Origin of the sequence: Phyllobacterium bourgognense (genome assembly GCF_003337575.1) — a bacterium.
In the GTDB taxonomy this organism is placed as follows: Bacteria; Pseudomonadota; Alphaproteobacteria; order Rhizobiales; family Rhizobiaceae; genus Phyllobacterium; species Phyllobacterium bourgognense.
In genome coordinates, this window is the sequence record NZ_QPJM01000025.1 from 1 (window position 1) to 22,897 (window position 22,897).

A 22,897-nucleotide genomic window follows, 5' to 3' on the forward strand; every position below is an offset into this window, starting at 1 on the left:
GCCAATGGTACTTCGTCTCAAGACGCGGGAGAGTAGGTCGCTGCCAGGTCTGCCAAACGCAACGTTCATAAACAAATCTCACAACAACACACAGACATTCAAAAAGGCCGCGCATGCGGCCTTTTGCTTTTGCAAAAAACAATGCGTAAGCGCATACTTACAAGCAAAAGCACGCGAGGCGCACAAGTGCCGATATGGTGGCGCGAGGTGGAGCAGCACCCCGTCCGGCTTGACAAAAGCAACCTTCGCTTTTGAGGCCGGACAAACGGAAAAATCCGGGCTGCAACCCGTCCACCCGCAGGGCAGAGCCCGAGGATGGACAACGACAGACGGCAACTTTGCCGTATCTTGGTGGCGCGGGGTGGAGCAGCCCGGTAGCTCGTCAGGCTCATAACCTGAAGGTCACAGGTTCAAATCCTGTCCCCGCAACCAAAATCAAAACCATCCTTCCGACGATTGTCCGGCATCTCGGCTTCGCCAAGCCAAGCCAACTTTCGACGGACAATCGATTCACTGGAGAGATCGTTTGCCCGCCTCAATTCATCGTAGCAAGAGCTCAACCTCAAGGTGAGGGGCGTCTTGCTTCGCAAATCCCTGTCCCCGCAACCAGAAAACAAAGGCCCGGCTTGTCCGGCTCTTGTTTTTGGCTTGGTGGCCGGCTGATTTGAAGCGGTATCAGGGGCCGCAAAGCGTCGCCGACGCGGCGGAGAGCAGTTTCCAGATTAGTAACGCATTCCTCGCACGTTTACGATTCCGCACCGCAACGTTTTATGTTTCAAGCCATTTGGGAATGGGTGTTGCGTCCAGTAGACTGCGCGTATAGCCGTGGCTGGGACTACCGAAGATGGCCGAGGTTGGTCCTTCCTCGACAATTTCGCCTTGTTTCATGACGAGAATCCGGTCTGCGAAGTGACGCACGATTGGCAGATCATGCGTGATGAAAATGTAGGAGAGTCCAAGCCGGGTCCGAAGGTCGGCGAGCAAGTCGATTACCTGAGCCTGGATGGAAACATCAAGCGCAGACACCGCTTCGTCGCAGATGACGAGTTCGGGTTCGCTTGCAAGCGCGCGGGCAATTGCAATCCTTTGCCTCTGACCCCCTGAAAACTGGTGCGGATAGCGATCCGCGTGCTCGGGTTTCAGGTCAACGAGCTCAAGGAGCTCTACGACGCGGTCTTTCCACTTGGCCTTCGGCAGGATATCGGCGTGAATGGACCAGGGTTCGGAGATGATCGCGCGCACGTTCATACGCGGATTCATCGAGCCATAGGGATCCTGAAACACCATTTGAACCTTGCGGCGATAGGCGAGCAGACGGTGCTCACCCATGGCGAAGACATCCTGGCCGTTGAAGATTGCCTCGCCGGCGGTTGGCTCGCTCAGCCTCAGCAGCATGCGCGCCACACTGGACTTGCCCGAACCGGATTCGCCGACGATGCCGAGCGTTTCGCCTTTTCTAACTTCAAAACTCACGTCCCTGACGGCGAGGAACGTTTTTTTCGTCTTGCCGAAGAGCCCTGAGGACAAGGCGTATTCCTTCGTCAGGTTTTCGACCCGCAGAACGGTTTCGCCGGAAAGATCCGTGGAGCGCCGATTGGAGGTTTCCGACGCGTGGCCATGCGGAAGCGCCGAGATCAGCTTTTTCGTATAGGCGTGTTGTGGTTTAGTGAAGACGTCTCTCGCCACGCCCGCCTCGACGATTTTGCCGCGGTTCATGACGATGATCCAATCGGCCATCGATGCGGCAACCTCCAGATCGTGTGTGATAAGGATCAGTGCCATGCCCGTTTCGTTCTGCAGATCGCGCAATAGATCAAGAATTTGTGCCTGAACGCTGACATCAAGCGCCGTCGTGGGTTCGTCGGCGATCAGCAGATCAGGTTTCAACGCGATTGCCATCGCGATCATCACGCGTTGCCGCTGGCCCCCCGAAAACTGATGCGGATAATGGTCAATCCTTGCTTCCGGATCTGGAATGCCGACGCGTCGCAGCATATCGACAGCGCGTTGGCGGGCTGGTCTGCCCCTGGCGATGCCATGGCATTCGAATACTTCGCAGATTTGCCGACCAACCGTGTAAACCGGATTTAGATATGCGAGAGGGTCTTGAAAGATCATAGCGATCCTGCGGCCGTTAATGGACCGGCGCGCCTCTCCCTGCAGGCTGCCGATCGGAGCTCCCTCGAACGAAATCCGTCCACGGACGATATCACCGGGCGGTTGATCGATCAGATCCATCACCGCGCTGGTACTTACGCTCTTGCCTGAACCACTCTCACCGAGAATTACCAGCGTTTCGCCGCGATTGACCTCGAACGAAACGCAATCGACAGCTCGCACAGGCGCACCGTCGGAGAGGAAATCCACCGTCAGATCATCAACGGAAAGAATGGGGGTTGCTGACTGGCTCATCTGGATGCCTTTCTCAGGCTCTGGAGACGCCAACGCTGCTGCGGATCCGCCATAGTTCTGGCCCAACTGGAAAGCAAGTTCAGGGAGAGAGTTGTCAAAAGGATCGCCAAGCCGGGCCAGAACGAGATCCACCAGGCATTGGCCAGATAACCACGGCCGTTGGCGACCATGGCGCCCCAGGTAAACTCCGGAGGCTGGATGCCGAGACCAAGGAAGCTCAATGAGGATTCCGCCAGAATGACCGTTGCGAAATCGATAGCAGCGATGGTCAGTAGCGTTGGTAATACCATAGGAGCGATATGCCGGACAACGATACGGAGCGGCTTGGCGCCCATGGATTTAGCCGCGCTCACAAACATCCGCTCGCGCAACTCCAGCACCTCCGCGCGCGTGGTGCGCAGATAGATCGGTATGCGCGTCAGGGCAAGAACGATAATCAGGTTGGAGATGCTCGGGCCAAGCGTATAGAGCACGATAAGGGCGAGCAGCAGTGACGGAAAGCTCATGATGATATCGGCGACACGCTGGATCACCTGGCTGTACCAGCGTTCGCTATAGCCGGCGATCAGTCCGAGTACGCCTCCAGTCAGCATGGAAAAGACGACCGCGGCAAGCGCGATGCCCAGCGTGTTCTGTGCACCGACAATCAGGCGCGCCAGGATAGGACGCCCAAGTGTGTCGGCGCCCAGAAAAAAGAGCCACCCGTGATCGAAAGAAAACGGTGGCAGGTTGCGCTGGCGCAGGCCCAATTTCGCTGCCGTATCGCCAATAAGCGGCGGTCCGGCGAGCGTCGCTATGGTCAATATCAAAAGAAAAATGGCTGCGGCGAAAGCAAGCTTGTCGCGCTTCAGGCAGTTGAAGACCACCCGGGCATTTCCAGGGGAAGCAGAGACGGAGGTTTCGCTGAGGATTGCGGTCATGGGCTAATACCGAATTCTTGGATCGAGCACCGCGTAGAGAAGATCTATGCAGATATTCAGAATGAAGATCGCGGTCGCGGTGACCAGAATGGTTGATTGCACGACGGCGAAATCGCGCTGAATGATGGCGTCGATCATCAGCTTGCCGATGCCTGGCCAGCCGAAGACGGTTTCAACGATGACCGCACCGTTGATGAGACCTGACGTCAGGTCGCCAGCGACGGTGATGACGGGGAGAAGCGAGTTTCTAAGCGCGTGTCCGAAGATGATCTGTTGCCGCCGCAAGCCCTTGGCCCTCGCGGTCTTGATGTAGGGTGAGGCGAGCGCCCCGAGCATGGCGCCACGAACAACTTGCACCAGCAATCCGAAGGGACGGAGCATCAAAACAAAAATTGGCAATATCCAATGCAGATAGCTGCCCGTGCCCGATGTCGGTAGAAGTTCGAAGCTGACGGCAAATATGAGAATTCCGACGATCGCGACCCAAAAATCCGGCGCGCTGGCACCCGACAGGGAAACGAGCGTCACGACACGGTCGAACAAACTACCCGGCCTGGAAGCAGCAAGTGAGCCGACAACGAGTGCGAGAGCGGTAGAGAGCAACATCGCAACAACAGCAAGCTTCAGCGTTTGTGGAAAAGCCTCCAGCGCGACCGCCATCGCCGAGCGGTTCTGGCGGACAGATTCGCCAAAATCGAGACTGAGCAGATCGCGCAGATACTGCAGAAACTGCCAATAAACAGGTTGATCGAAACCGTGCAGCTTGGCGAACGCGGCTCGGGCCTCGGCCGTCGAATCGAGGGGCAGAAAGAGCGATGAGGGGTCGCCGGTCAGCCGAGTAAGGAAGAAGACCAGCGCAAGCAGGCCCATGACCGAAATGATGCTGTGCGATGCGCGCCTGCCGATAAAACTTAACATGAATTTGCCTTTCGGCTGTAACTGGAACAATCAGGAGCGCAGCTCAGGTCAACCGCGCTCCTGTGGGATATCAGTCCCTCATATGGATGTGTGCGAGCGGAATTTCGCTGTTGGTCGTAATATCCGGCTTCCAATCAAGGCGCTTGCCCACGCGCGTATACCCTATCATGTGGAACATCGGAATGTCGGATACGACATCGGTGCGCGCCTTGGTGAAGATCGCCTTGAAATCCTTTGTGCGCTCTTCGCCGCTTGCGGCAAGTGCCGTATCGATTTCCGCATCGAACGCCGGATCGGACACGGTCGAATACTGACCGGTCGAGCGGTAGAAGATCGGAATGGTGAATGCTGAGTCACCCTTGTTGTTGTCGTGCATCATCTGCAGCAAGGTGGCGCCACGCTCCTCAGGATAGGGCTTCTGCAGATAGCGGATCCAGTCTGCAACGTCGAGCATGGTGAGCTTCACGTTGAGCCCTGCCGTCTGCCACATCGCCGCCATCGCTTCCATGGCCTCACCGCCGTTGGGATAAATCCCATTGCGGCCAATCAGAACGATTTCCGTGTCGACTGGAACGCCGGCAGCTTTCGCTTCCGCGACGAGTTCAACCGCCTTCGCCGGATCGTACTCCCAAGGCTGCAAGCTATCGTCATGGCCATTGATGCCCGGAACGACCATCTGTGATGCGCGCTTTACGTCAGGCCCGAACAATGCCTTCAGGCCCTCCCAATCGATTGCCAGATTGAGCGCCTTGCGGATGCGCAAATCGTTGAGCGGCGGCTTGGACATATCAACGCGCATCGCAGTCGTTTCCGAATTCAGATAGGAGAAATCGGTTTCGGGATTGGTGGCGTCCTGAATGGCGATCGATGGCGTTAGGTCAGCTTCACCGGTTTCGACCATCGCGGCACGGATAGACGATTCGGATCTCCAGACGTAGGTCGCCTTTTCGATTTCGGGCTTTTCACCCCAGTATCCGTCAAACCGGTTCATAGTGACCGTTTGTGTGTCGAAGGAGGTCAATTTGAACGGGCCGGTCCCGACAGGATCATTAACGGGTTTGTCCGCTGGCGTGTTGGGGGAGATGACCATCACCACGCTGAGCAGCGTCGGCAAGATCGGTTCGGGCCGGTCGGATTTGATATCCAGCGTCAGATCGTCGACCGGCGTTGCTTCGAGCGTCCGGTCACCGAACTTCGCCATGTTGTTGCATGTCAGCGCACCGCCCGTCATGCGTTTGATGGAAAACGCGACAGCTTTCGCATCCATACCCGTTCCATCCTGAAACTTGACGCCGGGCCTGAGCTTGATACGCCAGGTCATATCGTCGATGCGAGCCCACTCCGTCGCCAGCTTTGGCTGCGGCAGGCCCGTCTTGGCATCGATGACGGTCAAGGCTTCGGTGACGTTCTGGCTCAGAATCTGCCCGACATTGGTAATGATGGTACCGCAGGGCTCCAAATTGGCAGGCTGCTCCGGCAGAACGATCTTGATCTCCTTCGAAGCCTCCTGGCCATGCGCGATTCCGGACGTTGACGCCATGAGCGCCATGGCAATGACAGCGATGCTGTGTCTCGTTTTCATATTGTCTCCTCCCATTGATATTCAAACTTTTCGATGGCTCGACTGAGCTGGAGAACCGCAAGCTCCCTTCCTGCAGTTAACCCCCTGCACTTTCTATGAGCCGCGCCAGCATATCCTTTTCATCAGGCTTGAGATTGGTCAGGGGTGGCCGGACAGGTCCTGGTGTTCTGCCGATGAGTTCAACACCCGCCTTGATGATGGAGACCGGATAACCCACTTCACGATCACGGATTTTAGCGAATTCGAAAAAGAAACCGTCGAGGATGGCTGCCATTGTCGTGTGGTCTTCGGAGCGCATCGCCTTGTAGAACCGCTGTGCGAGGGCTGGAACGAAATTGAAGACAGCCGACGAATAGGTGGTGACACCCACGGCGTTGAATGCCTCCGCAAAAAGCTCGTGTGTCGGCATGCCGCCTATGTAGCACAGACGATCTCCGAGCTTCGCCGTGACGTTGCGGACGAGATCGACCTTGCCGGTTCCGTCCTTGAAGCCGATCAGATTGGGGCATGCATCGGCGAGCCGCGCTACCGTATCGGCGTTCGCGACGGAATTCGCGCGATTGTATATGATGACACCGAGACCGGTCGCTTCGCAGACGGCTTTCACGTGCTGATAGATACCTTCCTGAGGCGCGCCGATTAGATAATGTGGCAGAAGAAGCAACCCATCCGCGCCGGCTTTTTCGGCTCGACGTGCAACGTCCTTTGCAAGTTCGATACCATATCCGCAGCCTGAGATGATCGGTACACTACCAGATACGTCTTTGGCGGCCTTTGTAATCTCACCCACTTCTTCCGGCGAAAGGGAAAAGAACTCACCGGTGCCGCCAGCCGCAAAAAGGGCTGCCGCGTCGAAGCTAGACAGCCAGGAGACGTGCTCGCGGTAGCTGGCGAGGTTCAGCCGAAGATCACTATCGAAATGCGTGACCGGAAATGACAGCAAGCCTGAGGACAGCCGCGATTTGATTTCTTCTGGCGACATTTCAACTCCCGTTATTAGTACGATGTCTCATACCGAGTCATATTATGACAAGAGAGGATCTGTCAACAGGTTTTGCTTTTCCGTCAGATGGGTTTCCGGCTCGCCAGTCCACGGTACCGTTTGATGCCGCCGAGCAGATGCCGCCGCATGGCGTCCCGCGCCTGGTCGGGGTCGCGGGCGAGAATAGCGTCCACGACCTCCGTATGTTCGGCAAGCAGGATGCGGTCGCGATTGGGTAGGGGATCGATACCACCCATCGCTTTGCGGAATTTAACCCGAGGGATAATCCGCCGTCCTATATGTTCCAGAAACGTCTTGAACCTGACGTTGTTGGTTGCGGTCGCGATAGCCATATGAAATTGGAAATCCGCATCATCGGTGGACTCTCCTTTTGCAACAAGTTGCGCAAAAATATCGAGTTGCGCCTGTATTTCAGCCTCCTGCGCTGGCGAACTGCGAAGGGCTGCAAGTCCTGCGGCTTCTACCTCTATGCCGATGCGCAACTCCAGTTCTTCGATGATATCGGAAATCTTGTCTGTCGCGTCGGTAAACAGAGCGAGCGTCTCGGACGTTTGTTTTGGCCCGAGTACGAACACACCAACCCCGTGACGCGACTCCAAAAGCCCGTCCGCTCGCAGCGCCGCTATGGCTTCACGAATGACGGTGCGGCTGAAGCCGAACTTTTCGACAAGCACCGGTTCAATCGGCAATTTATCTCCCGGTGCGTAGTCACCTCCCTCGATCTGCCGACGCAACTCATCGGCAACTTTCCAGGCAAGTGTCCTCTTGACACCCATGCTATCTGCCATATCCATCCGAACTCCATTGCTTTGGGCGACGGTACATCATCTCAAGTGGCCGGGGAACAAAAAAGTATGACCACGTGCGAGACATCATATCTCATCGCGAAGCAATCTGCTGTCAATGGCTTGGTTTACGCGTGAAACGCAAAGGCCGCGGCAACGGCCATCCCGCCTCACAGACAAAAAAGAGCCGGACTAAAAAAAGCCCGGCCTAATTGTGAAGGTCAAAAACCTCCAGAGGGGAACAGCCAACGCGGAAAATGGGAGGAGGAACCGCGTTGACTGAATCGCATGTAGGACCAACCTTTGTGGTTTGCAATGCACTCATTGACGCAGGGCAGACGCAATAGCCCATCCACGCTTGGACACCCACTTGTGTTCGAACCTCCTCGCCAACGTCTCCCGCCCAAAGCGGTATAAGAGATCACGCGCTCGGGTGGAGTGTTGCTCCCGAACGCTCCAGATGGCACAGCAACACATAGATGAAGATCAGTATACCTGCCATTTCGAGACCTTCCTCGACGTTCGTCAATACCCGGTAACGAAATGATTCAATCCCTTCAACTTCTGCAACGCTGCCGCCGATCATCTCGAACCCGACGGCGCCGCCAAGGAAGATCAGAGCTGAAAGCACAAGGAGCCCCGCGAGCGTCAAGGGAAACGACCTGATGAAGGGAATAAACGCAACGAGCCCTATCAGGCTGAGGATACCGGCTGGCGCTGCCCAGGCAAAATACATCAGGCCGGTGTGCTCCATCCTTCCCGATAAAGCGGCAGAAATCTTTTCATGAATGCCCGCGAATTCGTCGAACGAAAGTAACAAAAAAAGTACCGTGAGAGCATACCAGTGGTATCTGAACCGGTTGCCCCGCATTGCTGCGTCCCTGCTTGCCAGAAAAAGCAACCCTGCTGCGGAAAACGCTACCACCACGGAAAGCCAGGTAAACGCGCTCTCCTCCGAGTCGACGTCGAGCAGCCATATCTTATTGGAAAGGTCCGGCTTGGAGCCGGAATAGAGTATCAGATCCTGCATAAAACCTGCACCGAGCAGCAGTGCCGAAACCGCACAAGCCAATATAAACACGCGGCCCGGCGTCCCGACCGTGCGCGCCCTTAGCGAAAGGTCTTCAGTGGCTACATCGGTGAGCCGGACACTCATAGATCACCAGATTTTACATGTACTTGACATGTCACAAAACCATCACAAATTTGTCGCTTATTCCTTAGTTCATTGTCAACGCATGGAGGCAGTAAATGGCTCCCGTTGGAGGACATTTAAATTTGGCGGTCGGCGTAGCCGTGCTGGCGACCCTAATGATACTTGCCGTTCTCGTCGTGGCCCTGGACATCGAGATTGCGCTGCCGAGAGGCTGACAGGGCGTGGTACTTGGACGCTAACCTGCACATGATACCGGCTTTGCTCGCAACCAGCCGCGCTTGGGGAGTTGTCGGAACGCTGGAGCCCTCTGAGTGCGAACATCGCGGCCAGCGGGAGGTGTCGATGAGCACCTCCGGTTGTTTGAGGACAACCTGCTGCGGATTCTGGATCGCGGTATATGCCTTCTGCACGCCGTCAAACAGCAGCACGTTGGGGCCCCAATTGTAACACCGAATCACAAATTGATGGCCCCTTAGCGGCGGCAATCCAATGGACCGTTTGCCAAGCCGTGTGCGTCGAAATCAAGAGTCTCGTAGGAGGCTATCTCCTGACAATGCCCAGGCGTCTTTCTTCCTGTTTGGCGAACTCCTTCGCGGCTTCCTCCGTACCAAATGCGCGCTGCTTGACTTGTCCGCTTTCGCGCACTGTCACGAACCATTTTCTATCTTTTGGTTCAATGCCGACGGTATTGAGTGGTGGCTCGTCGAACGTCATTCTTCTTTCCCGAGGTCCGGCTCTCGAATTGGTCGAGTGGGCAAGGACTAGCTGATTAAGCCGGTGAGGCAATAGCCAGAACGATAGCGATTATCAGCAATAGCGGCCCCATCCATCTGAAATGGTTAACAAGGATTGCTAGCCAAGCGTTCTGAACACCTTGATTGGGAGGTGGAAACGATAGGTAACGGAAGCCCACAGCTGTCATCCACAATCCGGCGCAAAACATAATGAACTCGTCGATGTAAGCAGCAATCATCGCTGTTCTCCCAAAGTGCAAAAAAGATGATCCAACAGTTTCGTCAAGCGGAAAGCAAGGGGAGAGTAGCGCCATGTTCACGTCTCGCACCATGCCACCAAGAACCAGGATCGTTCAGCCGGGATCGTGTGGAGAATTTCACTCCACGATTTTCCAGTATGAGTCTTTGCGGACTACCTTGCCGTCGCGAAAAGTGTAGAAGTCACAACCCCTGACTTCCTTTCTCGTCCCGTCGAGGTTGGTGCCCGTAAGGGTCCATTTTGAGATTCCAGTTTCGGTGCCCGAATCTACAAAATGCTGCTCATTGCCGTAATGAACATCAGGCAGGCCCTCAAAGCGCGTTGCCAGCGCATTGCGTACGTTCCGTTTGCCCTCGAAACGAGAGCCCCAAGGATTGTTTCCCCGCGGCATCTCCAATACACAATCATCAGAAAAGAACGCCATGATACGATCAAGATCGTGCGCGTTGAAGGCCTCACATAGCTCCTGCAGTGTCGATCGAATGTCCATCACCGTATCTCCATTCATTCAGGGTCGCTGGCGATAGAACCACAGTGGGTTAAAGGACTCCACTCGCTCATGCTCTCGATGGAAGCTTCGGTCGTTGTCGTCTGCGGACGTTTCGGGCAGATGGAAGCCAAAATCGATATTGTCACTCCTTGTCGTCAATCGAAAGATGGACGCGACTTCAAGCGATGAAGCGGTTACAGTCCGATCTTCTTGCATTTAGTCATAATCTGGAGGTCATTTGGAACGCCGGCTGAGCGCTATATTTGCTGCTGACATCGTGGGCTACAGTCATCTCATGGGCATTGATGAAGCGGGGACGCTCAACAGGTTCAAGTGCCATCGCAGTGAACTGATCGACCCTTTGATCAATGACCATAAAGGTCGGACCTTTAAGCTGACCGGGGACGGAATGCTGGTTGAGTTCGCCAGTGTGATCAATGCCGTTGCTTGCGCTGCCGACATCCAGCGAGGAATGGCAGAACGCAACCAAGGCGTTGCCAAGGATCACCGCATCGATCTGCGAATAGGAATTAATCTCGGTGATATAATCGTGGAGGACGGCGACATTTTTGGAGATGGTGTCAACGTTGCAGCCCGTCTGGAAAGCATTGCCGATGCTGGATGCATTGCGGTAGCAGCATCAGTACGCGATCAAGTGGGCTCCCGGTTGAATTTGAAGTTCGTAGATAAAGGCGAGCACTCACTTAAGAACATCAAGCAAAATATTCGTGTCTATACGATTGGTTTTGAGGGCGCATCCAGCACCGAAATTAACACGCAAACGATAGTTGGCCCGCTTGATCAGGCGCAAAAATTCATAGCCGTTTTACCATTTACCAACATGAGCCGCGATCCCGACCAAGAGTATTTTTCCGATGGTATCACCGAGGACATCATTACGGATTTGTCCAAGATTTCCAGCCTTCACGTCGTGGCACGCAATACGGTGTTCACTTACAAGGGCAGGTCAGTAAAGATTAAACAGGTGGCGCAGGACCTTGGCGTCCGTTATGTTTTGGAAGGCAGTGTGCGCAAGGTCGGAGAGCGTGTCCGGATAACCGGGCAGCTTATAGACGCGCTGCACGGCGGCCACATGTGGGCGGAACGATATGATAGGGACCTGACCGACATTTTTGCCATACAGGATGAAATAACGCACGCAATCGTCAGCCAGTTGAAAATCAAGCTTTTGCCAGAAGAGAAGAAAGCAATCGAGACCGAGCCAACCGGTAATGTCGAAGCTTATACCTATTATTTGCGGGGACGTCAGTTTTCGCATGCCTGGACCAAATCTTACCTTCATCTGGCGCGGCGCATGTTCTGCAAGGCAGTGGAATTGGATCGCGATTATGCCCGGGCTTATGCAGGCATTGCTGACTGCGAGGCGGCATTGCGCGACTGGCAACCGGATGACTTCCCGCTGGAAAGAATTTCAGCCATGGCCGCTAAAGCGCTCGAGCTGGATCCAGATTTAGCCGAAGCGCATGCATCCCGGGGATTGGCTCTTCATCAGGCTGGCCATGATGAAGATGCCGCAGCCTCCTTCGAGCGTGCACTCGCGATCGATCAGGGACTTCATGAAGCCAATTTCCACTATGCGCGCTTCTTTTACATGCGCGGCAACTTCGAGTCTGCGGTGCACTATTTTAAACGAGCTGCCGAATTGAAGCCCGATGATTATCTCTCGCCCATCCATTTGATGAGTGCATATAGCTCTCTCGGTAAAGGAGCGGAAACCGAGAGCTGGGCGCGCGTTGGAGCATGGCGGGCGGAGCAGGCTCTGGCCCAAAATCCGGAAAACTCCGGGCCAGCCCATCGCGGTGCATTGGCCTGGGCGCATCTCGGTGACCATCAACGCGCCCGAGAGTGGGCTGACCGGGCATTGGCAATCGATCCAGACGATGTCGTCGCGCAATATAACGTCGCCTGCGTGTACTCAATCATAGGTGAGATCGAAAAAGCTATCCAATTGCTGCAAAGCGTCCTACCCAAAAGTTCGCACTATCAGACTATGTGGTTCAAAAATGATTCCGATTTAAACCCTATTCGCGGCGATGTTCGATTCTTGAAAATGTTTGATCTTATAGAGGAGGAGAAACGGCTTAGCGTGTAATACTTATTGGGTGGATCACGGCGTCTCAAAGACTCGGCTGTTGATCGGATTCAGGATGACGGGACCGATCTCGAAGCTATTCCCCGTCGTGCACAAGCGTTACTCCGCACATCTGGCCTTTGAAATGGAAGGCTTCGTTGCGCCCTACCAACTCATGGCGGAACTTGAACGCTGATCTTGATCGATGAATAATAAGCGGCGACATTCGCTATGTCTTCATCGCTCAAACCTTTGACCACCACCGTCATCTGCTCATTCTTCCGCTCGCCGGCCTTGAAGGCAATCAACGCCTTCACGAGATAAGCCTCCTTTTGGCCGGCTATATTCGGCGCGTCTGGCAGCTTGGCTAGGCCATCTTTTCCATGGCAAACTTGGCACTTCGACATGACCTTTTTGCCTGAAGCGGCATCGCCTGCGGCCTGAGCAACATTTGAACAGGCAACAAGAGCGGCCAGACTTATTATCAAACCACGAATATCGACCTCCTATGACGATGGGCGAACGTCACTTGGTACCATAGGAAATCCGCCAGACTGCACCGGCTAGATCGTCGGATACCAGTAGTGAACCGTCGTTGAGTACCTGAACATCGACCGGACGGCCGAGATACTCGCCATCCTCGCTCAGCCAGCCTTCTGCGAACACCTCCGTCTTGTCCGCCGAGCCGTCCGCCTTGAGCGAGGTGAACAGCACCCGAGCACCCACGGGGTCGACGCGGTTCCAGGAACCGTGCTGGGTCGAAAAAATGCCGCCCCGGTACTTCTCGGGGAACTGTTTGCCCGTGTAGAACGACAGGCCGAGGTCGGCCGCGTGAGCGTCTTGCTCGACCGCCGGGAAAATCACGCCTTCGGGCACTGTGGCATCCTTGTACTCAGTGGTGCGGGTCTTGCCGCCGCCATACCATGGGAAGCCAAAATTCTGATCCGGCCCGGTAACATGATTCATTTCACCCGGCGGGATGGTGTCGCCCATGCCGTCGACCTGATTGTCATTCACCCAAATTGTCTTGTCCTTTGGATTGAAATCCAGGCCAAGTGGATTGCGCATGCCACGGGCGTAAATCTTGCGATCGGAACCGTCCTGCTTCATGCTTATGATGCCGCCAATACCCAGTTTTTGAAACTCTGGGAGTACTTCGGGCGCTGGCACATTGAAGGGCTGGCCAATAGTGATATAAATCCGGCCATCAGGCCCGACACGGCAGGTGCGCGCTGTGTGATTGTAGCTTTCATTAGACGCGGGGATCAGTTCACCTTCCTTGACGATGGCGAAAGCCGCGACATCCGGGCCTTCATAGAAAAATTCGGCCGCGGGGAACCACAGCACCCGGTTCTGCTCGGCAAGATAAAGATGGCCATCCCTGGAGAAACAAACGCCGTTTGGCACGGCCATTTTGATCGAAGGCGCGAACACCTTCACGTCGTCGGCGACGCGGTTCTTATCGCGGTCGGTCATCGAATAGACCAATTCCTTGCGGGTACCGACGAAAGTCACCACACCTTGCGGCCCCACGGCCATATGGCGGGCATCAGGAACAATGGCGTAAAGACCGACCTTGAAGCCATCGGGAACTTTGATTTTCGCCGCGATTGCTTTGAGGGCTTCGGCATTCTCCCCAGTTTGCGGAATCGGCTCCATCATCGGTGTGCCGGTGGTCTTGAAGCCGCCGAGTTTCTCGAGATTGGCGTCCTGCGCAAAGGCGGACGTTAAACAAAAGACGGCTGCGCATGACAAAACGAAAGCAAGTTTCTTCATCACGGTATCCTCCCAAGGGACCAGATACTACGCTGCGGCAGTTCGTTTTTATTTGAATCTTCCGCGCCGGGCGTAGACTTCGCAAGTTTTACTCAACACCAAAAAGTATTGCACAGATTGATTTTCCTGACAATAAACCGGGTTTTCGGCTGCCTAAAGAATGTCGATCTCAGCCACCGTAAAGGTAGTTCGGTAGCCAGAGCGTTATGCCGGGCCAGATATACATGATGATCATGCAAACGATCACGATCAGCATGTAAGGCATCATGCCTGCGAATATCTGGTTGAGTGTGACGTGCGGTGGAGAAACGCCTTTAAGATAGAACGCCGACATCGCGACCGGAGGCGACAAGAACGCCGCTTGCAAATTCACGAAGACGAGAACACCCCAGAGAACCGGGTCTATGTTGAAGTGCTTCAGCATGGGTAGAAAGATCGGCACGAAGATGATGATGATCTCGGTCCACTCGAGCGGCCAGCCGAGAATAAAGATGATCGCTTGCGACAGGATCATGAACTGTACTGGCGTCAGGTTGAGCGACAGCACCCATTGCTCAAGCAGCGCCTGACCGCCGAGAATGGCAAAAACGGCGGAGAACAGCGCCGAGCCGACAAAGAGCCAACAGACCATGGCCGTGGTTTTCGCCGTAAGGAATACCGCTTCCTTGGTGCGCTTCCAGTTGAGTGTTCTGGCGTGAAACGCCAGCAGAAAGGCCCCGGCTGCACCGACGGCTGCAGACTCCGTAGCCGTGGTGATTCCGAACAGGATGACCGCCAGCACGACAATGGTGAGAACACCAAGCGGCATGACGGATGACGTCAGAAGCTTCACGACCTCCAGTCGCTCGGCATCCATCTTCCGGTAGTACCGCACAAGCACGATCGCAGCGAGAATGGCAATGACGCCGAACGAAATGTAGAAACTGGTCGACGGCCCGACAGGTCCCGTCGGCGCCGCGTCCACCACCGGTGAGCCGAGCTGTTCCAATCCAGCTGGTGCTTCGGTGTCGGCCGAGGCTTGCTGATGGATCACGACATACCACCACACCAGTAAGAAGGTGAGAGCTGTCAGGGCGAAGGGTATTAATGCGGCACAAAAATTTTTGAGCAGCTTCAAGTAGGTAAGAGGTCCATCCTCAGCCGCGAGCGCCATAGCCCTTGACGGAGCGAACAAAGCTGAAAAAAGCCCGGCAAACATGTTGCGTGAGTAGGCTGCCTGAAAGCTTTTCATCCATGCAGGAACTGGAACCCTTGTTTGTTCCTCCGGCAGGGGTGGAGCAATCTTCGGATTGATTGTCGCCCAGGCGAGAATGTAAACGAGATAAAGGAAGGCGAGGAAAAAGCCGGGAAACATTGCGGCGGCGTAGAGCTTCACGACGGACTGCCCCGCGACCGCCGCATAGACAATGATCATGACCGACGGCGGGATCAGAATACCTAGCGTACCGCCCGCAGTGATCACGCCGGAAGCGAGCTTCACATCATATCCGGCGCGCAGCATCGGGTTGAAGGCAATTACTCCCATCAGGACTACTACTGCGCCAACGAGGCCGCTGGCGATGCCCCAGAACGTGCAGACGATGAGCGTTGCAATGGCGAGCGATGCAGGCACGCGCCGGAAGGAAAGCTGGATGCTATAGAACATCTTGTCGACCAAGGCTCCGCGTTCCATCACGTACCCCATGAGCACGAACAGCGGGATGGAGATGAGAACGTCGTTGGTCATGGCGCCATAGGTGCGCTGAACCATCAAATCGAAGACACGATTATCTATCCAGTGTTCCGCAGGGTTGTAGAACGCATAAAAGCCGAAAAACATGCCGAGGCCCATCAGCGTGAAAGCAGTCGGGAAACCCATGACGATAACCACGACTATGAGCATCAGCATCGTTAGTCCAAGAACTGGATCGCTCACGTTTGCAGGTCTCCCCCCGAGCCGCGTTTGCGCGCGGTTTCATCGATTTGCTGCGCGCGCTCTATCGCCAGTTTGCGCGTTTCCTCATCCACATGCTCGCTGTGCGCGAGCTGCTCCTCGACCACGTCGATCTCCGCCACATCCTTGAGCCGGCTAGGCCATTCTCCGGTCTTGAGACAGACGATACAGCGCGTGATTTCGGCTATTCCCTGAAGCATCAAAAGGCCACCAGCCAAGGGAATGACGGATTTGAAGTAGTAGATCGGCGGACCTTCGGCCGTCACAGTTGAATGCTCGCCAATCCGCCACGAGAGCGCTGCGTAGTCGTAGCCCGCGTAAACAAGGGCGGCGATGCCCGGCAGAAAGAAGACGATATACAATACCAGATCAAGCGCCGCCTGCGTTCGTGGCCGCATCGAGCTGTAAAGAAAGTCGCCACGCACATGGGCGTTTTGTGCCAGAGTGTATGCTCCCGCGAGCATGAACAAACTGCCATAGAACATGCTGCTGGCGTCGAATATCCATGCCGTCGGCATGTTCATTATGTAGCGCTTGAAGACCTCGATGCAGACAAGCGCCATCAGCCCGATGATAAGCCACGCCGCGGCCTTTCCGACCCATACGCTGATTGCGTCGATCGTATTCAGAAAGTGCTGAACGTTCACGCATGCCCCCGATGTGAGAGAGTATGTAGGCAAAGAAAGCATCATCGGATCAAAATGCCCGATGATGCTTTACCAGTTTGGAGTGTACGTCAGATCTTCTTAGCCGCTGCGTTCTCTCCAAAATAGTGATCGAATGCCATCCGGCGACTGACGACCGTGTCCTGTTCCCATCGCGTTGCCCGCTCGGCAAAAGCGATCTGCGATATGAGGATTTCCTTGAAAAGCGGGTTTTCGCCGGCCTTTTTCTTCACGACCTCGTCATAGACCTCCAGTTGCTTCTTAAGGATCACGTCTGGTGTCTTGTAGAATTTGACCTTGTCTGCCGTCTGCATCTCACGATAATCTTTCGAATAGCGATCGATCGCCTTCCAGTGCATGTCCTGCGAGGCAGCTTCGGTCGCGTTGCCGATTATGGCCTTCATTTGTTCAGGCAATGCGTCATATTTCGTCTTGTTGAACAGGATTTCAAACTGCTCCGCATTCTGGTGATAGCTCTGCAGCATGCAGATCTTGGAGACGTCAGGAAAACCAAGTACACGGTCAGACGAGGCATTGTTGAATTCGGCCGCATCAAGCAATCCGCGGTCCAATGCCGAGACGATTTCGCCGCCCGGGAGCGCGTTGACCGCTGCGCCAAGACCAGTGAAGACATCAATGGAGATGCCAACGGTACGGAACTTCAAGCCATTGATATCTTCGACCTTCGCGACCGGATTTTTGAACCAGCCAAGCGGCTGTGTCGGCATCGGCCCATACGGGAAGGAAACAACATTGGCGCCTATGGAGTCATAGAGCTTTGCGAGAAGCTCCTTCCCGCCGCCATATTTGTGCCACGCGAGCAGCATGTTGGCATCCATGGCGAAACCAGGGCCTGATCCCCACAGTGCCAACGCTGTTTGCTTGCCGTAATGGTAGACAAGTACGCCGTGGCCACCGTCAAGCGTGCCTTGTGACACCGCATCAAGCAGGCCAAACGCAGGCACGACGGCGCCTGCCGGCAGCACCTCGATCTTGAGATCTCCGCCTGTCATGTCATTGATCTTCTTGGCGAAATCGACTGCAAACTCGTGAAAGATGTCCTTGGAGGGCCATGTGCTTTGCCAGCGCATGTTGACCGGCCCCTGCGCCTTGACGACGCTCGGCGCAGCAACCATCGCCGCGCCCGCCACCGCTGCTCCACTCAGGAACTTGCGACGCGACGTTTTATCCCATGTTCGATTTCTTGATTTGGTCATTTGCTCCTCCCGAAAGCACGAGGCTTATGTACCTCTGCCACACACTACTACTCAATGACCGTACAAGCAAAGTCCACTCAATGATGTACAAAGCAATATTTCAAAAGGTTGGCGATGGATACTAGGGATTGGTATCGCTGGACTGTCCGGCGTCATTCCGTGTCATTGTCAAAAGTCCGTCTGTGTCCGCAAGATTATGATTCCGGAAGGTAGGGTTAGCTATCCACAAGATGCGAATGATCGGACGCTAAGAGCAGAGTCAGCGATGCCAGATGGTTTCGATGTCTGTAAGAAGATTTTGCGGCAAGGGTCCCGCGATCGAAGCTGTAACCGCCGCCGCCAGCTGATCTGCTGCGGTAATTCCACCTAAGAGGGTCGTCACGGACGCATTGCTCAGGATGAACCTGTAAGCGAGTTCAACCAGTTCGATATTTTCGCGTGCAGCTAGCGCCTGAAATTCCCGCGCCTCGTGCAAAACGCCCTTTGCCTCCAGCGTTTCGATATTCTTCGTGCGTGCAAGCGGATGCGTTTGTTGCCCGCACAGTATTGCCTCGGTCAGAACGCCGCCGGCAAGCGGGCTAAAGACCGCAACCCCGCAACCGGCAGCCTTGGCGACATTGATAACGTTGCCGTAATCGGGTTTGACGTCGATGTGGCTCGATTGGGGATAGCCGGCGCTAGGGTTTAACAATGTGTATGGTACATTAATCATGTGGAAGAGGCCGGTATCAAGGAGTTGACGCACCTCATCGATATCGTTGCCGCGACACACGAAACCCGCATGACGCGCCTTGCCCCGCCGGAGAATGGCGTCGACGCCTTCCAGTACGCCGCCTTGCCGATGATAGTCTTCAGCCCAAAGCGTGGCGTAGTATTTACCTTCCATGTCGGGTCGTGCTGCGACAGGTCCATTATGAATCTGCACGATATCGATTGTATCGCGTTTGAGCCGCCGCAAACTTTCTTCGACGGACCTTTCGATATGTCCAGCTATATCATCAAGGTTCTCGGCACGGATCTCGACCTTGGTATTGATAACGGGATCAGCACCGAGTTCTCTCAGGACGCGACCGAGATTGTCTTCGGCCGCACCAGTGCCATAGTCAGGCGCATTGTCGAAGTAGTTGATGCCACATTCCAGGGCTTGCGCAATAACGCGCAATTGCTCGGCATATTCGCCACTCACCATGAGACCGGCATTGCCGCCACAACCAAAACCGATTTCGGATATGACCAGATCGGTCGATCCGACGCGGCGCTGTTTCATGTGTTACTCCAGATATGCATCGACAGCCGGTGGGACCCGACAGCCGTCTAGGATTCTTTTATTGCGGAAGGTTCAGCTCTCTATGACCCGTGCCGACTGGAGGCTGCCACCGGGCGTAATCTCGCACAGGACATGGCGGCTTTTCGAGACATCGATGCGCGCAACTACGTTTTGTCCCTCGACTGGCATCGACGGCGTCAAGGTGACCGACCTGACGGACATCGTCGGTACCTGATCGATCAGATCCTTGAGGACAGCCTCGATGGCTTCGCGTGTAATTGGCATTTCAATCCTGCTCCAGCTCGAAAAGCCGCGCCGCCAATCTTTAAAGTCTGGCGGCGCGGGCGCGATAGCCTAGGCGTGTTCGGTCGCCGCTTGCCCGGCACGCTTGATGTCGTATTCCTCGATCTTGCGATGCAGATCCTTGACCGTTTCAATCAACGGACCGTAGCGGTCGGCGTCGTCATTGGCAAAGCCCTTGTGGTAGTACCTGCGGAAGCCGTGTTTGATCAGCGTCTCGGGCTTGGAATAGTCGGGTGGCGAGCCGGTAGGGTGAATCATATCCGGGCTCTTCCAGAACAAGTTCATCGGCTCCAACCCTTGTTCAACGCGTTTGATCTGCTCGTCGAGCTGACGGCGCAATACCACAATCGGAATGTCGGTACGGCCAAGCAGTTCCGTGGTGCGATCCGCTATAGGGCCTTGCGCAACCCAGACGATTGCATCCTGGGCGAGAACGTAGTCGAGGATGGGTTCACCCTTCTCGTCATGCGTCGGCGGAATATAATATGGCACGACATCCTGTTTGGGAGCCTCGACTCCGGGCGGAGCTGAATAGGCCTGATAGCAGATGTGATAGGTGTGCGTGTCATCGATAGGCACGCGGATCTGATATTCGCTGCGCGTCGCCCCGGTCTTGCCCGTCTGCGTGTAGAACGGGAAAATGACAGTGGAGTGCTCCTGATCTTTGTCGGAATCCGCGCCAAGCGCCTTGGAATAGCGGATGCCTTTGCGGAAGCCATGCTCGGTTTGATTGGCATAGATCTCTTTGATCCCGACGCCCACACGTTTGCGCTGATGCAGCGTATGCATATTGTCGGAGCTGCGGTCCTCAAGTTGCCCTTTCTTTTCAAGTACATATTCGAACATGTGACCGTGCGCCCAGGCGCTATGGGTCGGATCGCCGGTATTTTCCTGGCACTGTAGCCAGTTGCAGTCGATAATGTTTATGCCAATCTGGCGAATGGCATTAGGCCATACCAGCAGATCCCATCGGGGCAGGTCCGGGGCCGGAAGCGGACCCATATAAGCGAAGACCAGGCCACCAAGTTCCCGCACCGGGTAACCCTTGAGCTTCTGTTTGATCTCGGCTTGCGGAGCGCCCTCCATTGGCCGTTCGACGCAGTTGCCAGTCTCGTTGTAAAGCCAGCCATGGTAGGGACAGCGCAATCCGCACTCGTCCGGAATGCCGAACTTCATATCGACATTGCGATGCAGGCAGCGATCGCCGATCAAACCCAGATTGCCGCTCTTGTCCTTATACAGTGTGAGGTCTTCGCCAAGAATGCGTACTTTCTTGACCGGATTTTCCAGGAGTTCAGCAAAAGGCGCGATCGGCAGCCAATAGCGCCGCATCAGTTCGCCGCCTGGCGTTCCGGGACCAACGCTGGTCAAGCGTTCGTTCTGTTCTTTCGTGAGCATTTTCTTCTCCCAAGTTTGCGGCAGCCCGAGAGCACGAATCAGGGCCATGAAATTCGCATGCCGGACGACGGCCCACGTTCGACCCTCTCGCCTCTAGTTTGTAATCATTATAAATGTTCTGTCAAGCGGATCATGTTCTGCTGGACAGAATGCCGTTGGAATGTTAGGGTGATTGTCATGGATGGATCGAGCGATGAAGTGGACGTTGGTAGAGCGCGCGTTGAAGCAGTCGAACGGGCTATCGCGCTGCTGCAATGTTTTGAAGAGCCGGGAGAGGCCCTGACGTTGTCGGTGCTTTCCCAGCGTTCGGGTCTGTACAAGAGTACGATTCTGCGGTTGGCAGCTTCGCTTCTGCATACGGGTTTCCTGGATAAAGGCGCTGATGGGCGTTATTTGCTTGGCCCCGAATTGCGCCGGCTCGGCGAACTAAGCCGCTCGAAATTCACGCTTGAAGCGCTTATCAGGCCGGTGCTGCGTCATCTGACCACGATCACTCAGGAAACCGCTTCGTTTTACGTGCGTGACGGCGATGAACGTGTCTGTCTCTACAGGGAGAATTCTCCACGCAGCACGCGGCATCACCTGGAAGAGGGAACCAGGCATCCACTCGATCAAGGCGCCGCTGGCGTGCTTTTGACCTGGTACGGCACTGTGGCGGATTCCAAACCAGCGGTTGAACTGCGGGAAACCGGTTCAATCGTATCGAAGGGCGGACGCGATGAGGATCTCGCCGCAGTCGCAGTGCCGATCGTCAACCGGCATGGCGAATTGATAGGATCCCTGTCCGTGTCTGGCCTGATAAGCCGCTTCTCCGACGAGCGGATCAACTCGGCACGCAAGTTACTGAAAGAATCTGCAGAGGCGCTTAAACCGCGCCTGCCGCGTCTTGATGAAATCAATCTGCGACGGTCTGACGGCTGAGGCTGCAACTGGCCGCCAACGACGGGAGTGGGAGGACCACCGTCGGGATAAGGGAGAAGAAATTGGAAGCCGTTCCCACCAAAACGATCACAATGCGTCTGACCGGGATTCAGTACCTGGCGCATGAGACAAACCTCTATGAGTTCGAGCCTATCGCTGGCGAGGCTATCCCTGCGGCCGGACCCGGAGCGCATATCGACATTTATCTGCCGAATGGCATGATCCGACCCTATTCGCTCGTACATTCGGGTACGGACAATCGCTATACGATTGGAGTCAAACGGGATGCCGCCGGCCGTGGTGGCTCAGCTTGCCTTCATGATTCGGTAAAAGTTGGATCGGTTCTAACGGTTGGCGTTCCCCGCAACAATTTTCCATTGGTGGAAACCGCTGAACATACTGTCCTCATCGCTGGGGGAATCGGTATTACCCCCATCTGGTGCATGGCAGAGCGACTGAAGGAACTCGGCCGCAGTTTTGAATTGCATTATGCGTGCCGGGACCGACGCGATGTTGCTTTTCTGGAGAAACTCGAAAAACTGTCCGAGGCACGTATCCATATCGATGTCGAAGCAGGAAACTTTCTTGATCTGGGCGCCCTCATCGATCACGCACCTGCCAATTCGCATTTCTATTGTTGTGGCCCGGCGCCTATGCTGGACGCATTTGAGGCGAATACAAGAGACGTGATCCCGGCCATGTTCATTTGGAGCGGTTTGCTCCTGTCGAAGAAGTCTCGCGCGAGGGGGGCTTTGTCGTCATGCTCGAGAAATCGGGCCGCGAATTTGTGATTCCTGAGGGAAAATCGATCCTTGAGGTGCTGCGCGATGCCGGGTTGGATGTGGATTTTTCGTGCGAGCAAGGCATCTGCGGTGCTTGCCAAGTGCAGGTAGTCGAGGGCGAGCCCGATCATCGCGACATGTTTCTCTCGGATGAGGAAAAAGCTGAAGGCGGCATGATGATCTGTTGCTCCGGCTCCAAGACACCGCGGCTGACCCTCGCCCTCTAGGCTTCCATCAGCTGAACAACATACCTGCCGCTGGCAACCGGCTAACGGCCCGGAATT

23 protein-coding genes and 1 tRNA gene are annotated in these 22,897 nt (G+C 55.3%); 5 read left to right on the forward strand and 19 right to left on the reverse strand.

Annotated features, from left to right (window positions below):
- The first annotated feature begins 355 nt into the window (after positions 1-355).
- Positions 356-432, forward strand: a tRNA-Met gene (locus C7476_RS25070).
- Positions 433-768: 336 nt separating this feature from the next.
- On the opposite strand, the gene C7476_RS25075 is transcribed toward C7476_RS25070, so the two are convergent.
- The 11 genes from C7476_RS25075 to C7476_RS25115 all read right to left on the reverse strand — a co-directional run bounded on the left by C7476_RS25075 (position 769) and on the right by C7476_RS25115 (position 10,259).
- Positions 769-2,412: an ABC transporter ATP-binding protein gene (locus tag C7476_RS25075; RefSeq protein WP_114432657.1), complete on the reverse strand. Its 1,644-nt coding sequence runs from the start codon at positions 2,410-2,412 to the stop codon at positions 769-771.
- Complete coding sequence (locus C7476_RS25080) at positions 2,409-3,332, reverse strand: ABC transporter permease (protein ID WP_114432658.1); 924 nt, start codon at positions 3,330-3,332, stop codon at positions 2,409-2,411. The genes C7476_RS25075 and C7476_RS25080 overlap by 4 nt, the downstream gene beginning before the upstream one ends.
- A 3-nt stretch (positions 3,333-3,335) precedes the next feature.
- Complete coding sequence (locus C7476_RS25085) at positions 3,336-4,250, reverse strand: ABC transporter permease (RefSeq protein WP_114432659.1); 915 nt, start codon at positions 4,248-4,250, stop codon at positions 3,336-3,338.
- Between the two features lie 70 nt (positions 4,251-4,320).
- A complete protein-coding gene (locus tag C7476_RS25090; RefSeq protein WP_114432660.1) occupies positions 4,321-5,832 on the reverse strand; it encodes an ABC transporter substrate-binding protein in 1,512 nt (503 codons plus the stop codon).
- Between the two features lie 76 nt (positions 5,833-5,908).
- Positions 5,909-6,814: a 5-dehydro-4-deoxyglucarate dehydratase gene (kdgD, locus tag C7476_RS25095; RefSeq protein WP_114432661.1), complete on the reverse strand. Its 906-nt coding sequence runs from the start codon at positions 6,812-6,814 to the stop codon at positions 5,909-5,911.
- Between the two features lie 83 nt (positions 6,815-6,897).
- Positions 6,898-7,629, reverse strand: a complete 732-nt coding sequence (locus C7476_RS25100) for a FadR/GntR family transcriptional regulator (protein WP_114432662.1) — start codon at positions 7,627-7,629, stop codon at positions 6,898-6,900.
- 412 nt (positions 7,630-8,041) lie between these two features.
- Positions 8,042-8,776, reverse strand: a complete 735-nt coding sequence (locus C7476_RS25105; protein ID WP_114432663.1) for a hypothetical protein — start codon at positions 8,774-8,776, stop codon at positions 8,042-8,044.
- A gap of 152 nt (positions 8,777-8,928) precedes the next feature.
- Complete coding sequence (locus tag C7476_RS27945) at positions 8,929-9,204, reverse strand: hypothetical protein (protein ID WP_147274735.1); 276 nt, start codon at positions 9,202-9,204, stop codon at positions 8,929-8,931.
- A gap of 112 nt (positions 9,205-9,316) precedes the next feature.
- Positions 9,317-9,490 carry a hypothetical protein gene (locus tag C7476_RS28400; protein ID WP_181872600.1) on the reverse strand — a complete coding sequence of 58 codons (174 nt, stop codon included), beginning with the start codon at positions 9,488-9,490 and terminating at the stop codon, positions 9,317-9,319.
- 55 nt (positions 9,491-9,545) lie between these two features.
- Positions 9,546-9,749, reverse strand: coding sequence for a hypothetical protein (locus C7476_RS28950; RefSeq protein ID WP_114432664.1), 204 nt, complete (start codon positions 9,747-9,749; stop codon positions 9,546-9,548).
- A gap of 138 nt (positions 9,750-9,887) precedes the next feature.
- Positions 9,888-10,259 carry a nuclear transport factor 2 family protein gene (locus C7476_RS25115; protein ID WP_114432665.1) on the reverse strand — a complete coding sequence of 124 codons (372 nt, stop codon included), beginning with the start codon at positions 10,257-10,259 and terminating at the stop codon, positions 9,888-9,890.
- A 238-nt stretch (positions 10,260-10,497) separates the two neighbouring features.
- Here C7476_RS25115 and C7476_RS25120 point away from each other — a divergent pair, with 238 nt between their 5' ends.
- Complete coding sequence (locus C7476_RS25120; protein WP_114432666.1) at positions 10,498-12,372, forward strand: TPR end-of-group domain-containing protein; 1,875 nt, start codon at positions 10,498-10,500, stop codon at positions 12,370-12,372.
- Between the two features lie 152 nt (positions 12,373-12,524).
- Here C7476_RS25120 and C7476_RS25125 read toward each other — a convergent pair whose 3' ends face one another.
- The 8 genes from C7476_RS25125 to C7476_RS25160 form a co-directional block, all read right to left on the reverse strand.
- Positions 12,525-12,839 carry a c-type cytochrome gene (locus C7476_RS25125; RefSeq protein ID WP_342633361.1) on the reverse strand — a complete coding sequence of 105 codons (315 nt, stop codon included), beginning with the start codon at positions 12,837-12,839 and terminating at the stop codon, positions 12,525-12,527.
- Between the two features lie 37 nt (positions 12,840-12,876).
- Positions 12,877-14,127, reverse strand: a complete 1,251-nt coding sequence (locus C7476_RS25130) for a PQQ-dependent sugar dehydrogenase (protein WP_114432668.1) — start codon at positions 14,125-14,127, stop codon at positions 12,877-12,879.
- Positions 14,128-14,296: 169 nt separating this feature from the next.
- Positions 14,297-16,042: a TRAP transporter large permease gene (locus C7476_RS25135; RefSeq protein WP_114432669.1), complete on the reverse strand. Its 1,746-nt coding sequence runs from the start codon at positions 16,040-16,042 to the stop codon at positions 14,297-14,299.
- Positions 16,039-16,749 carry a TRAP transporter small permease subunit gene (locus C7476_RS25140; RefSeq protein WP_181872603.1) on the reverse strand — a complete coding sequence of 237 codons (711 nt, stop codon included), beginning with the start codon at positions 16,747-16,749 and terminating at the stop codon, positions 16,039-16,041. Before C7476_RS25140 ends, C7476_RS25135 begins: the two co-directional genes overlap by 4 nt.
- 47 nt (positions 16,750-16,796) lie before the next feature.
- The gene (locus C7476_RS25145) at positions 16,797-17,942 is read right to left on the reverse strand and encodes a TRAP transporter substrate-binding protein (protein ID WP_114432671.1); all 1,146 of its coding nucleotides are present in this window, start codon (positions 17,940-17,942) and stop codon (positions 16,797-16,799) included.
- A gap of 259 nt (positions 17,943-18,201) precedes the next feature.
- Positions 18,202-19,209 (reverse strand): aldo/keto reductase, encoded by a 1,008-nt coding sequence (locus C7476_RS25150; protein WP_114432672.1) that lies wholly within the window; start codon positions 19,207-19,209, stop codon positions 18,202-18,204.
- 72 nt (positions 19,210-19,281) lie between these two features.
- Complete coding sequence (locus tag C7476_RS25155) at positions 19,282-19,494, reverse strand: hypothetical protein (protein ID WP_114432673.1); 213 nt, start codon at positions 19,492-19,494, stop codon at positions 19,282-19,284.
- A 69-nt stretch (positions 19,495-19,563) separates the two neighbouring features.
- The gene (locus tag C7476_RS25160) at positions 19,564-20,910 is read right to left on the reverse strand and encodes a Rieske 2Fe-2S domain-containing protein (RefSeq protein ID WP_114432694.1); all 1,347 of its coding nucleotides are present in this window, start codon (positions 20,908-20,910) and stop codon (positions 19,564-19,566) included.
- Positions 20,911-21,087: 177 nt separating this feature from the next.
- Here C7476_RS25160 and C7476_RS25165 point away from each other — a divergent pair, with 177 nt between their 5' ends.
- From C7476_RS25165 to C7476_RS28575, 3 genes are all read left to right on the forward strand, one after another.
- Positions 21,088-21,831 carry an IclR family transcriptional regulator gene (locus C7476_RS25165; RefSeq protein ID WP_114432674.1) on the forward strand — a complete coding sequence of 248 codons (744 nt, stop codon included), beginning with the start codon at positions 21,088-21,090 and terminating at the stop codon, positions 21,829-21,831.
- 62 nt (positions 21,832-21,893) lie between these two features.
- Positions 21,894-22,622 (forward strand): ferredoxin reductase, encoded by a 729-nt coding sequence (locus tag C7476_RS25170; protein WP_210207818.1) that lies wholly within the window; start codon positions 21,894-21,896, stop codon positions 22,620-22,622.
- Positions 22,592-22,840, forward strand: coding sequence for a 2Fe-2S iron-sulfur cluster-binding protein (locus C7476_RS28575; RefSeq protein ID WP_210207819.1), 249 nt, complete (start codon positions 22,592-22,594; stop codon positions 22,838-22,840). The genes C7476_RS25170 and C7476_RS28575 overlap by 31 nt, the downstream gene beginning before the upstream one ends.
- Positions 22,841-22,897 lie beyond the last annotated feature (57 nt).

Coding starts and splice junctions, on each gene's coding strand:
- C7476_RS25075 (WP_114432657.1), bottom strand. CDS start 2,412: ATGAGCCAGTCAGCAACCCCCATTCTTTCCGTTGATGATCTGACGGTG.
- C7476_RS25080 (WP_114432658.1), bottom strand. CDS start 3,332: ATGACCGCAATCCTCAGCGAAACCTCCGTCTCTGCTTCCCCTGGAAAT.
- C7476_RS25085 (WP_114432659.1), bottom strand. CDS start 4,250: ATGTTAAGTTTTATCGGCAGGCGCGCATCGCACAGCATCATTTCGGTC.
- C7476_RS25090 (WP_114432660.1), bottom strand. CDS start 5,832: ATGAAAACGAGACACAGCATCGCTGTCATTGCCATGGCGCTCATGGCG.
- kdgD (WP_114432661.1), bottom strand. CDS start 6,814: ATGTCGCCAGAAGAAATCAAATCGCGGCTGTCCTCAGGCTTGCTGTCA.
- C7476_RS25100 (WP_114432662.1), bottom strand. CDS start 7,629: ATGGATATGGCAGATAGCATGGGTGTCAAGAGGACACTTGCCTGGAAA.
- C7476_RS25105 (WP_114432663.1), bottom strand. CDS start 8,776: ATGAGTGTCCGGCTCACCGATGTAGCCACTGAAGACCTTTCGCTAAGG.
- C7476_RS28400 (WP_181872600.1), bottom strand. CDS start 9,490: ATGACGTTCGACGAGCCACCACTCAATACCGTCGGCATTGAACCAAAA.
- C7476_RS28950 (WP_114432664.1), bottom strand. CDS start 9,749: ATGATTGCTGCTTACATCGACGAGTTCATTATGTTTTGCGCCGGATTG.
- C7476_RS25115 (WP_114432665.1), bottom strand. CDS start 10,259: ATGGACATTCGATCGACACTGCAGGAGCTATGTGAGGCCTTCAACGCG.
- C7476_RS25130 (WP_114432668.1), bottom strand. CDS start 14,127: ATGAAGAAACTTGCTTTCGTTTTGTCATGCGCAGCCGTCTTTTGTTTA.
- C7476_RS25140 (WP_181872603.1), bottom strand. CDS start 16,749: ATGCTTTCTTTGCCTACATACTCTCTCACATCGGGGGCATGCGTGAAC.
- C7476_RS25145 (WP_114432671.1), bottom strand. CDS start 17,942: ATGACCAAATCAAGAAATCGAACATGGGATAAAACGTCGCGTCGCAAG.
- C7476_RS25150 (WP_114432672.1), bottom strand. CDS start 19,209: ATGAAACAGCGCCGCGTCGGATCGACCGATCTGGTCATATCCGAAATC.
- C7476_RS25155 (WP_114432673.1), bottom strand. CDS start 19,494: ATGCCAATTACACGCGAAGCCATCGAGGCTGTCCTCAAGGATCTGATC.
- C7476_RS25160 (WP_114432694.1), bottom strand. CDS start 20,910: ATGCTCACGAAAGAACAGAACGAACGCTTGACCAGCGTTGGTCCCGGA.
- C7476_RS25165 (WP_114432674.1), top strand. CDS start 21,088: ATGGATGGATCGAGCGATGAAGTGGACGTTGGTAGAGCGCGCGTTGAA.
- C7476_RS28575 (WP_210207819.1), top strand. CDS start 22,592: ATGCTCGAGAAATCGGGCCGCGAATTTGTGATTCCTGAGGGAAAATCG.